General features: G+C 45.7%; 9 protein-coding genes. 1 reads left to right on the plus strand and 8 read right to left on the minus strand.

Annotated features, from left to right (window positions below):
• Positions 1–439 precede the first annotated feature (439 nt).
• Complete coding sequence (locus ABIE27_RS28355) at positions 440–1,555, minus strand: HD-GYP domain-containing protein (protein ID WP_123066982.1); 1,116 nt, start codon at positions 1,553–1,555, stop codon at positions 440–442.
• Positions 1,556–1,780: 225 nt separating this feature from the next.
• Positions 1,781–4,339: a DNA gyrase subunit A gene (gene gyrA / locus ABIE27_RS28360; RefSeq protein WP_123066983.1), complete on the minus strand. Its 2,559-nt coding sequence runs from the start codon at positions 4,337–4,339 to the stop codon at positions 1,781–1,783.
• Positions 4,340–4,765: 426 nt separating this feature from the next.
• Between gyrA and ABIE27_RS28365 the strand changes: the two genes are divergently transcribed.
• Positions 4,766–5,719, plus strand: coding sequence for a YheC/YheD family protein (locus tag ABIE27_RS28365; protein ID WP_161557061.1), 954 nt, complete (start codon positions 4,766–4,768; stop codon positions 5,717–5,719).
• 62 nt (positions 5,720–5,781) lie between these two features.
• On the opposite strand, the gene gyrB is transcribed toward ABIE27_RS28365, so the two are convergent.
• The 6 genes from gyrB to dnaA form a co-directional block, all read right to left on the minus strand.
• Positions 5,782–7,692: a DNA topoisomerase (ATP-hydrolyzing) subunit B gene (gyrB, locus tag ABIE27_RS28370; RefSeq protein ID WP_123066985.1), complete on the minus strand. Its 1,911-nt coding sequence runs from the start codon at positions 7,690–7,692 to the stop codon at positions 5,782–5,784.
• Between the two features lie 90 nt (positions 7,693–7,782).
• Entirely contained in the window at positions 7,783–8,031 is a 249-nt protein-coding gene (gene remB / locus ABIE27_RS28375) for an extracellular matrix regulator RemB (protein WP_090923610.1), read from the minus strand.
• A gap of 13 nt (positions 8,032–8,044) precedes the next feature.
• Positions 8,045–9,157: a DNA replication/repair protein RecF gene (gene recF / locus ABIE27_RS28380; RefSeq protein WP_123066986.1), complete on the minus strand. Its 1,113-nt coding sequence runs from the start codon at positions 9,155–9,157 to the stop codon at positions 8,045–8,047.
• 57 nt (positions 9,158–9,214) lie between these two features.
• The gene (gene yaaA, locus ABIE27_RS28385) at positions 9,215–9,430 is read right to left on the minus strand and encodes a S4 domain-containing protein YaaA (RefSeq protein WP_090923608.1); all 216 of its coding nucleotides are present in this window, start codon (positions 9,428–9,430) and stop codon (positions 9,215–9,217) included.
• A gap of 18 nt (positions 9,431–9,448) precedes the next feature.
• Positions 9,449–10,591 (minus strand): DNA polymerase III subunit beta, encoded by a 1,143-nt coding sequence (gene dnaN / locus ABIE27_RS28390; protein WP_123066987.1) that lies wholly within the window; start codon positions 10,589–10,591, stop codon positions 9,449–9,451.
• A 233-nt stretch (positions 10,592–10,824) separates the two neighbouring features.
• A complete protein-coding gene (gene dnaA / locus ABIE27_RS28395) occupies positions 10,825–12,171 on the minus strand; it encodes a chromosomal replication initiator protein DnaA (protein ID WP_123066988.1) in 1,347 nt (448 codons plus the stop codon).
• Between the last annotated feature and the right edge of the window lie 308 nt (positions 12,172–12,479).

Raw genomic sequence — 12,479 nt, forward strand, 5'->3', positions numbered from 1 at the left:
TCATACAGTCCGAAGACGTGTACCAATTTTTCCAGCGTCGATCTTGCAAGCAAGATCGTTACTCACTCGTTGTTCAGTTTTCAAAGATCAAACTTGTTTAGTTACCTTTACTCATTCGCATCAGTAACTTTTATATCATATCACTTCCGAACCAACTTTGCAAGCTTTTTTTGAAGTTTCTTTCGAAGCTTTCTTAATTCACTGCTTGCCGCACCGTGTTAATTGTGTTTTCTTGGCCGGAATTAGAATATACCATGTATAGAAGTTGAATGCAAGTTTTTTTTCTAAATTCATATCATATCTTGAAACTTAACTTTAGTTGGCTCATATAATCACTAAATTTACTTATAAACGATGATCTATGAACGACTAATTAAAAATTAAGAGGAGACCCTCTCGTTATGAGAAGGTCTTCCCACCTATAAATCTAGATACGTATTCAACCGAGTACTTCCTGTATATATAACTGTCTTTGTTGCATTAGATTGATAATCGATCCTTCTACAGATACCATTGGCCGTGTAGGATGATTTCGATCCGAGAAGATAATTTCCCCAATTTGGCTATTACTCAGTTTTACCCGAATCCCGTTATGAATTTGAGTGGAGCGCTGTACAAACACATTCACAATAGAAGGTTCAAGCTTACCAAATGCCTCGCTTTGAATTTGTTCCAACACCAGATATGGAGATTGAGCCTTTCGATAGACCTTCTCCAGGGTCATTGCATGGAAAATATCTGCAATAGCTACGATTTTGGCATAGATATGAATCTGCGTACCGGTAAGTTGCAGGGGATAACCCGATCCATCCACTTTTTCATGATGCTGCAGTGCTGCGAGTCTTGCACCCTCATTAATCGCTTTAGCCTGTTTAAGAATCTGATAACCATATTTACTGTGTTGCCTGATTTCCTCCTGCTCCTCGGCTGTTAGAGAAGAAGGTTTATGAAGAATCTGCGGATCAACCTTGTTATTACCGATATCATGGAACAATCCAGCAAAGGCAACCTGCATCCAATCCTTGGAGGGAAGATCGATCCACTGAGCCAGTTGATAGGATGTAATTGCGCTCAGCACGGCATGGTGATATACATAATCATGCTCTTTCATATTGCGTGGAGTGAAGGTGAGCACATTATATTGCTTGAGATGCATGAACAGAGCCTCAAGTTGTGTCCGTAACTCATAAACGGGCAATTCGGCAGCCAATGAGGAGAGAAAGGCGTTTTTAGTCAACGTAACCATTTTCTCGTATTCGTCCTGAAGCGTAATAACCGGAGCTGAAACCATTGTACTTGTCCGATCACCATTCTTCTCAGCGACGGCTGTTCCTAATGCTCCGCCGGGTCCAGTTGCTCCTTTGGAACCACCACTGCTAGTTCCTGTCCTGTCTTGTTCGATATCTACCTGATGAATCATAAACGCCCTGAGGACTTCCATATCTTTGGGTAAAATAATTTTACCCTTTTGAAGCAACACATTGCCACGCAACGTCTGCACATCACTTCCCAACTTCAGTCCTGGTTTGACTTCTGACAGGGTAATTAATCCCATAGTGATTCCCCTCACTCATCGTTCTTCTTAAGATGATGACAATACAAGACCATAGTCCCGGTTTCTCATGTTATTTCCCATTATATTACTCAGAAAACAGGCTGTACATCCTAGATTTTGAAGCTTCCATCATTTCATCTGTACATATCAAAAAGGCCCCCATAAAGGGAGCCTTTCCTATCCTGTTCCAATCTTCTGAACGATTTGATAAACAAGATACCTATGTTATTCTTCCGAACCTGAATCATCACCTTGAACATCAGCTTCGGCCTCAGATGTCATGTTCTCTTCCAGATTTGACTCTGTAAGAGAAGACACCCCAGCTTCCATTGCTTCAATGTTATCTTCGTCGGGTTCTTCTTCATTTTTATCGATGCGGCTCACGGTAGCCACAGCGTCTTCCTCACGGATATGAATCAGCTTCACACCCTGTGTATAACGACCCATGGTTGAGATGCCATCCATGCTCATCCGAATCAATGTACCACTGGATGTGATAATCATCAGATCCTCTTCGGTTTTAACCATTTTGAGGCTGACAACAGCACCATTCTTCTCGGTAACATTGATCGTCTTGATCCCTTTACCGCCACGGGTTTGCATCCGGTAATCACTAACTGGAGTCCGTTTACCGTATCCTTTGGCTGTAACGATCAGAACATCCAAATCAGAATCTACGACATCCATACCGATAACTGCATCCTGATCATCAAGCGTGATACCCTTAACCCCGGTAGCGCTACGTCCCATAGAACGCACATTACCTTCCGAGAAGCGAATAGACATTCCATGAGCTGTACCCATAATAATCTCTTGCTGCCCGTCCGTCAGTTTCACATCAATCAGGCTGTCATCATCACGCAAGGAAATCCCGATGAGACCACCTTTACGGATATTGGTGTAATCTTCAAGCGGCGTTTTCTTCACTACACCCTGACGTGTTGCAAAGAACAGATACTTGTCGCTCTCGAATTCCTGTACCGGAATAACCGCATTGACGGATTCTCCCTGCTCAATCTGAATCAGATTGATAATCGGTGTCCCGCGCGCTGTCCGTCCAAGCTCCGGAATCTCGTAGGCTTTCAACCGGTATACTTTACCTTTATCCGTGAAGAACATCAGGTAATTGTGAGAGTTGGTTACGAAAAGATGCTCGACAAAGTCAGTATCCTTCGTGTCCATCCCTACAACACCACGTCCTCCGCGTTTTTGACTACGGTAGGTAGATACAGGCAGACGTTTAACGTAACCCGTATGGGTAATCGTGATGATTACTTCTTCGCGTGGAATCAGATCCTCATCCAGAATACTCTCTTCCCCAACCGTGATCTCGGTGCGGCGATCGTCACCAAAGCGCTCACGGATCTCTTGTAGCTCTGTACTGATAATCTCAAGTACAAGATGCTCATTAGCCAAAATTTCGCGATACTCGCTGATTTTGACCATCAATTCGTTGTACTCGTTCTCGATCCGTTCACGTTCCAAACCTGTCAGACGTTGCAGACGCATATCCAGAATCGCCTGCGCCTGGTCATGACTGAGTGAGAAACGCTCAATCAAACCTTCTCTAGCGGCATCTGTATTGCTGGATGAACGGATCAACGTAATAATCTCGTCGATGTGATCCAATGCAATACGCAAACCTTCCAGAATGTGAGCACGAGCTTCCGCTTTTCTCAGTTCGAATTGTGTACGACGACGAATAACCTCGATCTGATGCTGCAAATAGTGATACAACACTTCACGCAGATTCAAAATCTTCGGTTCTTTATTTACAATTGCCAGCATGTTAATGCCGAACGTGGACTGCATCGATGTATGCTTGTACAGATTGTTCAGTACAACCCCAGGGTTAACGTCCCTGCGAAGCTCTATCACAATCCGCATACCGTTACGGTCAGATTCATCACGAAGGTCGGTAATGCCATCGATCTTTTTGTCACGAACCAACTCAGCAATTTTCTCTACGAGCCTGGCTTTATTCACCTGGTACGGAAGCTCTGTAACAACGATTCGAGCTTTGTTGTTGTTCTCCTCGATATTCGTTCTGGCACGCATCGTTACCGATCCGCGTCCAGTCTGGTAAGCCTGACGAATGCCTGAGCGTCCCAGAATATAACCGGAAGTAGGGAAGTCTGGCCCCTGAATATAATCCATCAATTCCATGGATGTAATGTCTGGATTTTGGATCATGGCCTGTACGCCGTCAATAACCTCGCCCAAATTATGAGGGGGAATATTGGTAGCCATACCTACGGCGATCCCACCGACCCCGTTAACAAGCAAGTTAGGAAAACGAGACGGCAGAACAACGGGTTCACTTTCTTCACCATCATAATTCGGTTGGAAGTCAATCGTATCTTTGTTGATATCTCTGAGCATTTCCATTGCAATTTTGGACAAACGTGCCTCAGTATAACGCATCGCTGCAGCCATATCGCCATCGACTGAACCGAAGTTACCGTGACCATCCACGTGCATGTAACGCAGGGAGAAGTCTTGAGCCATCCGTACCATCGTCTCGTAAACGGCAGAGTCACCGTGCGGGTGATACTTACCGATAACTTCGCCGACGATTCTGGCTGATTTTTTATGTGGTTTATCAGGTGTCATGCCAAGCTCCGACATTGCGTACAGGATACGCCGGTGAACCGGCTTCAATCCATCACGCACATCTGGCAGGGCACGGCTCACAATGATGCTCATCGCATAATCCATAAACGATTCACGCATCTCGACGCCAATATCCCGATCTTTAATCTGCGAGTTCATTTCTTCCGCCATGCTGGACCTCCTTCTTGTCCTTCAACAAACGTTCCAAATCAATCATTTCCAAAAAATTAATATATGTGAAAAGCCTAACAAGGCTAAAACCGCGCAAGAACGCTACTCTTTATTATATTACTTTCACAAAAGTTACACAATTAAACGTCCGCTGGGCAATAGCCTTTCTTCCGGGAACTTGAGCGTGTCTGGGGGTTCGCCCTGCCTTCCTCTGCAATTGCACATACAATGCTAGAAAAGCGGCATATGTACTGTCCAATCAAGGCTAGAGCCGTTCCCGCGTGGCAATCAAACTGCAATTTTATTGGCTGACAGCACAAATCGCCATATTCCTCTATTATACCACTGAAATCATCTCTTGTCCTTTGATTTTCTGCATAATGTCCCTCAGCACAACGGATCAAAACCAAGAAAGGACTGATGCACATGAGTATCCAGCGTGTCTCCAGCAAATGGACTAAAACGGCCATTTTGCAACGCAGTCGTCATGTCAATGAATATATACCAGTGACCCGAAAATATAGCTCGCAAACACTAGAACGAATGACCGAGTTATTCCCAGCAAATTTTATTAAGCCCGACCGGGGAACTTACGGTAATGGGGTGATGCGGGTAAGGACAGTTCGCACCTCAATAGAAGTCCCTCGTTCCGCAGATTCAACAACCGAATCCACAAGTGATGAAGCTCCCGATGAATCCACCTCACCCGATTCGGTAGACTCAGATCTTAATCCTCCAACCATGTCCGATCTGACGACCTATCATCTGCAACATGGAACAGAAGAGCGAGTCTTTCATTCGCTCACAGAACTTGAGAACGCATTGAACGAACGTATTCAGAAACGTGACTACATTATTCAACAGGGCATTCCGCTGATGACACATGGGGGATTACCTTTTGACCTGCGTGTATTAACCCAGAAGAACCCACAGCACAGCTGGGAAACGACAGGTATACTGGGACGGGTTGCTGCACCAGGTAAAATCATTACCAATATCCACGGAGGCGGCCGTCTGGCCACCTTTGAAGAACTTGTACTCCCGCAACTCAAAAGGGAAGGATATCAAAAGCTTGAGCACGAATTGCGCCGCCTCGGTATTCATACTGCTGTCCAATTGCAAAGTTCTTTTCCCAGACTCAAAGAGATCGGGATTGATATCGCTTTGGATGACCACGGGCGGCCCTGGATCCTGGAGGTTAATACACTGCCAGGCATCTACGCCTTCGGTCTGCTTCCAGATAAGGCGGCTTATCGTAAGATCAAACGTTATGCCATTGCTTATGGACGCTTACCCTCCAAAAAGGGCAAAACGAAAAAGGCAACTTCTAAAGCTTCCAAAGCGCAAGCTTCAGCCGTTAAACGACGGACAGTCAGATAAATAAGCGCATAGCCTCTCATAATATAAAAAAGGCGCCCTCACAGGCGCCTCTTCGCAACTCGTTAAATATCGAGGTTTTTCACGTATTTTGCATTCTCCTGGATGAAGTCACGACGAGGTTCGACGTTATCTCCCATCAAGGTGTCGAACATGGCATCCGCGAGCATCGCATCGCTAATCGATACTTGCAACATCGTACGGCTTTCCGGGTCCATCGTGGTTTCCCACAGCTGTCCGGCATTCATCTCGCCCAGACCTTTGTACCGCTGAATGTTGAACTTGGCGTTCTCACCCAAGGAAGCGATAATCTCGTCACGCTCTTTCTCGGAGCCTGCATAACGAATGACTTTGTTACGCTCAATCTTGAAGAGTGGTGGCTGTGCAATATATACGTAACCAGCCTCAATGATTTTGCGCATGTAACGATACAAGAATGTCAGCAACAGTGTCCGGATATGGGCACCATCAACGTCGGCATCGGTCATCAGGATAATTTTGTGATAACGTGCTTTGGAAATGTCGAAATCATCGCCGATCCCTGTTCCCATCGCTGTGATAATCGCACGAATCTCGGCATTGCCCAGAATACGGTCAAGGCGTGCCTTTTCCACGTTCAGAATCTTACCACGAAGCGGCAAAATCGCTTGGAAGTGACGGTCACGACCCTGTTTGGCTGAACCGCCGGCAGAGTCCCCTTCGACGATGTACAATTCACTGATGGATGCATCTTTGGATGAACAGTCCGCCAGCTTACCCGGCAGCGAGCTGACTTCAAGCGCGCCTTTACGGCGTGTCAGTTCACGAGCTTTACGAGCCGCTTCACGGGCACGGGCAGCCTGCAATCCTTTTTCCAAAATACGACGGGATACGGAAGGATTCTCCTCCAAGAACTCCTGCAGCTTCTCTGCAAACAAAGACTCCACAATACCACGTACTTCACTGTTTCCGAGCTTTGTTTTCGTTTGTCCTTCGAATTGCGGTTCCGGGATTTTGACCGAAATAATGGCCGTCAGACCTTCACGCACATCGTCACCAGACAGATTGCCGGTGCTATCCTTGATTACACCCGCTTTACGGGCATAGTCATTAATAATCCGTGTAAGTGCACTCTTAAAACCGGACTCGTGCGTTCCACCTTCATGGGTGTTGATATTGTTGGCAAAGGAATAAATATTCTCGGTGTAGTTGTCATTGTATTGCAGTGCAACCTCCACCTGAATGTTATCCCGCGAACCTTCAACGTAGATCGGATTCTCATGCAGCACTTCACGCTTTTGATTCAGGAAAGATACATACTCAATGATCCCTCCCTCGTACATGAAGGAATTGGTTGCACCAGTACGCTCATCCGTTAACGTTAGACCAATGCCTTTGTTCAAGAAAGCCAGCTCACGGACACGTGTAAGCAATGTTTCGTAGTCATATACAGTCGTTTCTGTAAAAATTTCAGGATCGGGATGGAACGTTACAGTCGTTCCTGTCTCGTCTGTTGTACCGATCACTTTGAGGTCATATTGCGGAGCACCGCGGCGGTATTCCTGCTGATGGATATGACCATCCCGTTTTACAGTGACGACCACTTTCTCAGAGAGTGCGTTGACAACGGATACACCTACACCATGCAAACCACCGGATACCTTATACCCGCCTCCGCCGAATTTACCCCCTGCATGGAGAACAGTCATAACGACTTCCAGAGCTGGACGTTTCATTTTGGCATGTTCGCCAACTGGAATACCCCGTCCATTATCCACAACGGTTACGCTGTTGTCTTCATGGATACTGATTTCGATATGATCACAGTAACCCGCCAGCGCTTCATCGATACTGTTGTCCACTACTTCCCAGACCAGATGATGCAGACCTTTGGCACTGGTGGAACCGATGTACATCCCCGGACGTTTACGTACGGCTTCCAGTCCTTCAAGGACCTGAATTTCATTCGCATCATATGACGGTTGATTCATAGACATGCCTTTCACCTACTTCTATAGATTCAATATCTTGAATATGCGTTAACTTAAGAATATTAGCAGACATAGGAGTTTTCTCTTGAATATCCGCTATAGATCAGGAAAATGGTGAGCACGCTTCTTAAGCGTGGCAGAGGAGATCGGTGAGTAATACACAATGTTTTTCGTCACCACAATGGACTTTGCTTCCTCTTCACCGATATGTTCAACGGTTTTCTCCTGTTCGGCATGTGTAACATACTGCTTGGATATTTTTGAGGATTTCTCAATCGATATATCAAAAATAGCAACCAACTCAGAAGAACGGATGATTTTTTCACCGCCCAGATGAATGTACATAAGCCCTCACTCCTTAGCGTTCCACCTGTCCGGCATGAACGTGATAGATACTAGCGTCTTTAAGCTTGTCAACGTTCAGGCTCTCAATTCCCGTAGCAGTAATAAAAGTCTGTACCTTGCTTTGGAATGTTTCGATCAGCTGGGTCTGACGAAAAGGATCGAGTTCGGATAATACGTCATCCAGCAACAGAACCGGATATTCTCCGATCTCTTCATGAATCAGTTCAATCTCCGCAAGCTTAAGAGACAACGCTGTCGTGCGCTGCTGCCCCTGAGAGCCGTACGTTTGTACTTCCCGTTCGTTAATGAAAAAGGACAGGTCATCCCGATGTGGCCCACTCAGCGTTGTGCCTCGGCGAATCTCCTGCTCTTTCATTTGTGATAATTTTATCATAAATTGCTCCATTAAGACAGCTTCATCTTCCTCAGCGGCTTCGCTGAAGGAAGGAAGGTAGGCCAGACGCAGGACTTCTCCACCTCCAGTAATCCCCTGATGGATCGTTTCTGCCCATTTTTGAAGTTTCTTTATGAATTGTTTCCTTTTTTTGACGATTTTAACACCGTGCTCTGCAAGCTGTTCGTTCCAGATCTCCAGCATCGCTTGAGCCGAATCCCCTTTTCCCCACAGTTGCTTGAGCAAATTATTCCGCTGCACCAGCACCTTCTGATACTGCTGCAGATGATAGAGATAACCTGGAGCCACTTGCCCGATCTCCATGTCAAGGAACCGGCGGCGTACCCCCGGTGTGCCTTTGACAATCTCGAGATCTTCAGGGGCAAACATCACCACATTGAGAGAACCGACAAAATCGCTTAATTTACGCTGCTCCAGACCGTTAATCTTTGCCTTTTTCCCTTGCTGTGATAAAGACAGTTCCAGCTTAACTGCTCCGTATTTTTTGTCGACCTCGGCGGTGAGCCTTGACCGTTCTTCCCCGAATCGGATCAATTCCTTATCTCGGGAGGTGCGGTGGCTCTTGGTTAGTGCCAGCACAAAAATAGCCTCGGCCAGATTGGTCTTGCCCTGAGCGTTTTGTCCAATCAACAGATTGACGGGTCCAAACGAATCCAGCTTCAGATGCTCATAATTGCGGTATTGCTGCAACTCTATGCTGTTTACAAACACGCGTTAACCTCCCTTTTATCCCGTCCGTCAGGAGGCAGCAGGATTGCACCTTGTTTTCTACTCTGCAACCACTTCGAACGTTCCTTCTCCGTCTACCTCAACGATATCCCCAGGGTATAACTTCCGTCCACGGCGTTCTTCAGCCTCTTTATTCACACGAACAAGTCCTTCTTGGAGGAGGGCTTTCGCCATACCTCCGGTAGGGATGCAGTCTGCGAGTTTCAAAAATTGGTCAAGCTTAATATATTCCGTACGAATCGATACTTGCTTCATCGTGTGATCTTCCTTTCGTTAGTTGGTCGTCCGATAAGGCAGGATGACGTATAGGCTCTGACTGTCGTCCAGTGGTTTCAGGATAATCGGACTCATTACACCGGTAAAGGCAATCATCAGTTGCTCACTTTCCACCACTTTCAGTACATCCAGCATGTATTTGGAGTTAAACGAGATTTTAAGCGGATCACCCGTAAATTCAGCCGGTTCGATCTCTTCTCGTACTTTACCAAGCTCGGAGGAGCTGGAGGATATTTCAATCGTGCCGGAGTCCATCGTCTGCATGCGCACAATGTTTGTTTTTTCCTCACGCGACAGCAAATAAGCCCGGTCAATCGATTCACTTAATTTTTTTGTGTCCAAAACAAGTTCTGTTTTGTATGACGTTGGAATAATTCTAGAAGTATCCGGATATGTTCCGTCCAAAATACGGGAATAGAACAATACGCGGTCAATTTTAAACAAGACCTGATTATCTGCGACAACGATATCCACAAGTGTGTTCTGGTCGGGAACGATTTTACTCAGCTCGTTCAGTGTTTTACCAGAAATGACGACGTTGTTGAAACGGATACCCTCTGCATTATCCAGCATTGCCGAGCGTGTAGCAAGACGATGACGGTCCGTTGCCACGAATTTCAACTCGTTGTCACCAAGACTCCAGAGTACACCTGTCAGAATCGGTGTCGTTTCATGGGTGGAAATGGAGAACACAGTTTGTTTAATCATATTTTTCAGCAAATCTCCAGGAATGGAGACTGTTTGGTTCTCTTCAATGCTTGGCAGTACCGGGAACTCTTCCGGGTCCAGACCTACAAGTTGAATCTCCGTTGCTCCTGCAGATATAAACGTGTTGAAGTTTTCTTTGACTTCCATATGCACTTCCTGGGAAGGCAACTTTTTAATGATCTCTACGAAAAATTTGGCTGGAAGAACAACGCTGCCTGGTTGCTCTACTTGAACAACACTTTTGTCTCCCTCTTCAAGCGGGATAAACGACTGGATCGAGATATCTGTGTCACTTGCTGTCAACGTTACACCTTGGTGATTTACGTCGAATTTGATACCGCCCAGAATAGGAATCGTCGTACGACTGGAGATCGCTTTGGATACTTGTTGAATAGATTCGTTAAGATAACTTTTCATTATGCTGATTTTCATGGTTTCACTCCTAGCGGATTTTTTAGATGTCTTTTGGTTTTGATCTGGTCTTAAAAAGGTGTTTATCGAAAGGCCGAAGGCCGTGCTTTGCAACGGCTTTTTGGAGAAGATATCTTTAGATCTTTATAGTAATAATAGTAATAGGGGCACTGAATATGTGGATAAGTAGGGTTAAACCCATAAAATTAAGCCTATCCACATGTGTACACGTTGTGCATAGGCTTGGGACTTGTTCAGGTTGGATTCTTAATTTTTTCGGTTAAGCTGTTGATAACTTTATAGAGATCCTGATCGTTCTTGATCGCTTGAGAGATTTTTTCATGGGCATGAATGACCGTGGTATGATCTCGTCCTCCAAAAGCATCCCCGATTTTGGGCAGAGAAAAGTCTGTCAATTCACGAGAGAGATACATAGCGATCTGTCTAGGAAAAGCAACAGCTTTCGTCCGTTTCCGTGCTTTGAAATCTTCAAGCTTGAGGCTGTAGTATTCGCCGACCTTTTGTTGGATGTCTTGAATTGTGATCATTTTGGGACGGCTGGAAGGAATGATATCCTTCAGTGCTTCAGCTGCCAGATGAGAACTAACGTCCTGATTGGTCAGTGAAGAGTAAGCAACGACACGAATCAGAGCTCCTTCAAGCTCCCGGATGTTCGTATCGATCTGGTTCGCGATGTACATCATCGCTTCATTTGGAATATCCAGATTCTCCGCACGCGCTTTTTTACGCAAAATCGCAATCCGCGTCTCCAGATCAGGAGGCTGAATATCCGTAATTAATCCCCATTCAAACCGAGAGCGAAGCCGCTCCTCCAGAGTTGGAATTTCCTTCGGCGGTCTGTCGCTGGAGATGATGATCTGCTTCCGTTCCTCATGCAGCGCATTAAACGTATGGAAAAATTCCTCTTGTGTTGATTCTTTCCCGGCAAGGAACTGAATATCATCAATAAGCAGAATATCTACGCTCCGGTACTTGTTACGGAAGCTTTCACCGCGATTATCACGGATGGAGTTGATGAACTCATTCGTGAATTTCTCAGATGACAAATAAACCACCTTGCTACTCGGATTATGCTCCAAAATATAATGTCCGATGGCATGCATCAAGTGGGTTTTGCCAAGTCCTACGCCTCCATATAGAAAAAGAGGATTGTAGGCTTTGGCGGGCGCCTCAGCGACCGCCAGCGATGCGGCGTGGGCAAAACGGTTACCCGGCCCAATGACAAAGGTGTCGAACGTATATTTAGGATTCAGCATGCTAAGCACGGCTTCTTCCTGAACAACTGTCGGCGTCGGCGCCGGCAGTTGCGGATCTGGTTCTACAGGTTTGTTCTCCTCGATGACAAATTTCACATCGACCTGTTTGCCAAGCAGTTCATAGACCGTCGAACCAACCAGTTTGGTGTAACGGCTCTCCAACCATTCGACGGCAAACGTGGTTGGGGCGGAGATGACGATCGTCCGATCGTTCAGCTTGGTAGCCTTGGTTGCTTTGAACCAGGTGTCGAAGCTGGGTTTGCTGAGTTTATTTTGTATGATTGATAGAATTTGCTGCCATAAATCAGAAGTATGGCTGTCCACAGACTGTCACTCCTTTTACATGTTCCAAGTGTGGCTTAAGCCATGATGCAGTGTCGAAATACGAGATATATTGCCGAATTTATCCCCAAACTCCCGCAGTTCAAAAACAAAAAAAGAAGGAACAACGGAAAATTGTTCACAACTTTATCCACAGGCTGTTGATAATATTATGGGTCAGATCACATATTCACATCCAAAAGTAATACAATCATAGCAAAAGAAGCCCCGCATTTCAACGTATGGCGAGATTTTATCCACAAATTCAATAACTTGTGTATAATTTTTAGTCACAACACAATATATTGTTT

This window comes from Paenibacillus sp. 4624, assembly GCF_050435065.1.
Lineage (GTDB): Bacteria > Bacillota > Bacilli > Paenibacillales > Paenibacillaceae > Paenibacillus > Paenibacillus amylolyticus_D.